The sequence below is a fragment of the Neotabrizicola paludis genome, from assembly GCF_044142105.1.
Taxonomy (GTDB): Bacteria; Pseudomonadota; Alphaproteobacteria; order Rhodobacterales; family Rhodobacteraceae; genus Pseudogemmobacter.
This window is the reverse complement of the sequence record NZ_JBGTYM010000021.1, coordinates 1-3063: the sequence shown is the minus strand read 5'-3', so window position 1 is coordinate 3063 and position 3063 is coordinate 1. Positions and strand designations below refer to the sequence as shown.

The window sequence follows — 3063 nt, the reverse complement described above, 5'->3', positions numbered from 1 at the left end:
GGGCCTTCAAGGTTCACTTCCATGATTTCAAGCGGTTTTCCGGCGGCAACGGCAACGGCGGCACGGGTGCGCATGGGCGGGCTCTCCTGCAATTGGCGTAACCCAAGCCCGCCCAGATCGCCCGGGAAAGGGGCGGCGGGCAGGTTGAGGCAGAGGGCAGTTTCGGCCACATTCCGCCTTGCGTCCATTCAGCCAAAGGGCTGAGTCTAACCCGCTTGCGCCCGGGCGCGGCCTGCCGGACACTGACGCCATGCGAGAGAGGCCCGAGGACGCAGGACCCGTGGCAGCGAGGATCGAGACCGCCATGCCGAAGCGCGCCGCCGCAGGGGCCCAGGGGCCCGGCGTGGCCCGCGCGCCGCTGTCGGGCGAGACCGCGCTTGGCACGGCGCTGCTGCGGCTGGGCTTTCTGGCCGTGGTGCTGATCCTCTGGACCCTGGCCGCGCGCGCCGCGCCGCCGGGCCTGTTCGCCTCGCCCCTGGAAGTTGCGCGGGCGCTGGGGCGGCTGGTCGCGGAAGGGCGGCTGCTGCCCGCGCTGGGCGCGAGCCTTCAGGTCTATCTGCTGGGCACCGGCCTGGCGGTGACGGCGGGCGCGGCCCTGGGCTGCGCGATGGGAACCTTCCGGCTTCTGGGCCGGACGCTGGACATCTATGTCATGGCGCTGGCCGCGACGCCGCGCGTGGCCTTCATTCCCCTGATCATCGTAGCGCTGGGGCTGGGCGTACAGGCCAAGGTGCTGATCGTCTTTCTGGGCGCGGTGATGCCGGTCATCCTGAACGCCTATGCCGGGGTGCGCGCGGCGGACCCGGAACTGGTCGAGATGGCGCGGGCCACCGGCGCAAGCCGGGCCCGCATCCTGCGCCATGTCGTGCTGCCGGGCGCCCTGCCCTATCTGATCGCGGGCATCCGCATCGGCGCCACCATCGGGTTGATCAACACGATCGTGGCCGAGCTTTACACCGCCATCAGCGGCCTGGGCGGCTTGCTGGCCGTCTATGGCAGCCGGTTCCGGATGGCGGAATATCTGGCCGTGGTCGTGGTGCTGGCGCTGATCGGCGCGGCGATGACCGAGGGGTTGCGGCTGATCGAGAAGCGGCTTCTGCGCTGGCGCGAGGCCTGAACCAGGAGGGATGAGACCATGAAGCGCGTGATTGCCCTGGCCGCTGCGGCCTTTTCGGCGGCCCTTTTATCCGGCCCAGTTGCGGCCGAGCCATTCCGTCTGATCGTCTCGGATGCCGAGACGCCTCTGGTGCCGAATTCGGTGATGGAGCTGGCCAAGCAGGAGGGCTATTTCGACCGGGCCGGGGTCGAGGTGGAATTCGTCCGGGTCGAGCAATCGCCGATGGTGATGGCGGCGCTGCGCGCGGGCGAGGGCGAAATGGCGAATGTCTCGCTGGATGTGCTGTTGCAGGCGGTGGGGGCGGGGGCCGCGGATTTGCGCGGCGTGATGTCGCCCAACAAGGCGCTGCCCTTCCTGATCGCGGGCAAGGGCCTGGGCGCGGTGGGCGATCTGTCCGGCAAGCGGTTCGGCATCGGGCGCGTCGGCAGCGTCGACCATCTCTTGTCGATGCGGGTGCTGGAAGCGGCGGGGGTCGATGTCTCCTCGCTGGAGCTGGTGGCCCTGGGTCAGCCGCAGGCCCGGGCCCAGGCGCTGCTGGCCGGGCAGATCGACGCGACGACGATGGGGATCGGCACTTTCACCGCCGTCGATGACGCGGCGGATGTCTCGGTCCTGGTCTCGCCCGACGACTTTTACCGCGCGGCGCCGGTGCTGTCGAAGCTGAACGTCGTCACCGCCGACACGCTGGCCAAGCGCGGCCCCGAAGTGCAGGCGGTGATCGAGGCGCTCGTGCTGGCGGCGCGGGATTTCCAGGCCGATCCGCAAAAATGGGTGGCGGCGATGGCAAAGGCGCGGCCGGATGTGGCGAAAGAGGATCTGGAGATGCTGTCCAAGGCCTTTGCCGGGTCCTGGACGGTGAATGGCGGTATCAGCGAGGGCGAGCTGAAGGCCGCGCAGGACTGGCTGCATCAATCCGAGGATTTCGCCGGGATGACGCCCGCGCCGCTTGAGGCTTTCGCCGATTTCGCGCCGCTGCGGGCGGTGCTGGACAAGCTGGGCGTGTCGGACAAGGGCGACACGGCTTGGAACTGACGCCGGAGATCGTGCTGTCGCAGGCCGGCCTGTCGCTTGGCGGCAGGCCGGTGGTCGATGGCGTCGATCTGGCGGTGGCCAAGGGCGAGGTGCTGGTGCTGCTGGGGCCTTCGGGCTGCGGCAAGACCAGCCTCTTGCGGCTGATGGCGGGGCTGATCGCCCCCGATGCTGGGCGGGTGACGCTGAATGGGCAGCCGCCCCGGCCGGGCAGGGGCACGGCGATGGTGTTCCAGTCCTACCGGCTCTTGCCCTGGAAGACGGTGGCCGAGAATGTCGCCTTCGCCCTGCCCCATCTGGCGGCGGAGGAGGCCCGCGCAAGGGTGGCTGAGGTGCTGGCGCTGGTCGGGCTGTCGCGCGTGGCCGGGGCCTTTCCGGCGGCGCTCTCCGGCGGGATGAAGCAGCGGGTGGCGCTGGCCCGGGCACTGGCGCCGCGGCCCGATTTCCTGCTGATGGACGAGCCCTTCGCCGCGCTCGACGCCCAGGCGCGCGAGCTGATGCAGGGCGAGTTGCTGCGCCTGACCGGGGCGCAGGGCGGGCCGGGGGTGGTTTTCGTCACCCATAGCGTCGATGAGGCGCTGGTTCTGGGCGACCGGATCGTGCTGCTGTCGCCGCGCCCCGGCCGGGTTCTGGCGCGGATCGCCCCGCCCTTTGCCGCGCCGCGCGGACAGCAGGATCCGCGCGTCCATCCGGCCTATGCCGCGCTGCGCGCAAGCCTCTGGGCGCAATTGCGCGACGCGGTGCTGAACGATCCCAATTCCGATTTTCACCGGGCGGGCGTGACCGCGTGACGCGCGCCTAGCTCGGCAGGTCTGAAGACTGTTCTCCAGACCCGCCATTCAGGCCTTTCGCCTTTTTTGGCTGGGGTCAGAGGCCCTTGCTGCGATAGGTTTTCGCGACGCGGTCGATGGCGACGA

The 3063-nt window shown here is 70.0% G+C and carries 3 protein-coding genes; all 3 read left to right on the top strand.

Going from position 1 to position 3063, the window contains the following annotated elements:
* Positions 1-280 precede the first annotated feature (280 nt).
* The 3 genes from ACED67_RS21575 to ACED67_RS21565 are packed head-to-tail and all read left to right on the top strand — an operon-like array spanning position 281 to position 2937.
* Positions 281-1117 carry an ABC transporter permease gene (locus ACED67_RS21575; protein WP_395543802.1) on the top strand — a complete coding sequence of 279 codons (837 nt, stop codon included), beginning with the start codon at positions 281-283 and terminating at the stop codon, positions 1115-1117.
* Between the two features lie 18 nt (positions 1118-1135).
* Positions 1136-2149 carry an ABC transporter substrate-binding protein gene (locus ACED67_RS21570; RefSeq protein WP_395543801.1) on the top strand — a complete coding sequence of 338 codons (1014 nt, stop codon included), beginning with the start codon at positions 1136-1138 and terminating at the stop codon, positions 2147-2149.
* Positions 2140-2937, top strand: a complete 798-nt coding sequence (locus ACED67_RS21565) for an ABC transporter ATP-binding protein (RefSeq protein WP_395543800.1) — start codon at positions 2140-2142, stop codon at positions 2935-2937. Before ACED67_RS21570 ends, ACED67_RS21565 begins: the two co-directional genes overlap by 10 nt.
* Positions 2938-3063 lie beyond the last annotated feature (126 nt).

Coding starts and splice junctions, on each gene's coding strand:
- ACED67_RS21570 (WP_395543801.1), top strand. CDS start 1,136: ATGAAGCGCGTGATTGCCCTGGCCGCTGCGGCCTTTTCGGCGGCCCTT.